The organism is Bacteroides intestinalis (assembly GCF_003464595.1).
GTDB classification, from domain to species: Bacteria; Bacteroidota; Bacteroidia; order Bacteroidales; family Bacteroidaceae; genus Bacteroides; species Bacteroides intestinalis_A.
In genome coordinates, this window is sequence record NZ_QRZF01000027.1 from 3824 (window position 1) to 4095 (window position 272).

General features: G+C 51.8%; 1 protein-coding gene. It reads right to left on the bottom strand.

Annotated elements, in window-relative coordinates:
• The coding region (locus DWW10_RS23300; protein WP_220395705.1) for a hypothetical protein at positions 1-272 on the bottom strand (272 nt) is incomplete at both ends.

Genomic DNA, 272 nt, shown 5'->3' on the forward strand with positions numbered 1-272 from the left:
GGCGAGCCGTTGCGGCGAGCCGTTGCGGCGAGCCGTTGCGGCGAGCCGTTGCGGCGAGCCGTTGCGGCGAGCCGTTGCGGTACAGTTCACCAATGGATTCTTCGGCAAAGCCGAAACTCAAAGGTACTGTGACCAGTTCTTGCCCTGACACCGGAAGCACCGGATCATCTATCCGGTCATCACATCCGATAGTACCACTACATAGGGCTGTAAGCCCCAAAAGCAAATAAATATTTCTTTTAAATATCCGTTTCATATATTCTTGTTTTAAA